At 26.8% G+C, this 239-nt stretch carries 1 protein-coding gene; it reads left to right on the top strand.

Going from position 1 to position 239, the window contains the following annotated elements:
- Positions 1-188: hypothetical protein (locus HMPREF0549_RS10030; protein WP_003718021.1), on the top strand; the 188-nt coding region annotated here is incomplete at its 5' end.
- Positions 189-239: the final 51 nt, after the last annotated feature.

Here is a 239-nt window from a genome sequence, read left to right on the forward strand (position 1 = left end):
CATTATTCCCAGAAAATCTACCAAAAAAGCAAAAAATAAAGTTAATCCTTTTATCTCCCTTTACTATCGCTCTTTTATATGTTATTAACTTAGTTGATTACATTTCATTAATCCATTGTCTAAAAAACATGCATAAGATTATTCATAATACTGATAAATCAAGTGGTTGGATTCATGTAGAAAGGTAAACTAAATAAATTTCCCCATTAATGGAGCAAATTTTGGTTCTTTGACAAATT

The sequence above is a fragment of the Limosilactobacillus vaginalis DSM 5837 = ATCC 49540 genome (assembly GCF_000159435.1).
GTDB lineage: Bacteria > Bacillota > Bacilli > Lactobacillales > Lactobacillaceae > Limosilactobacillus > Limosilactobacillus vaginalis.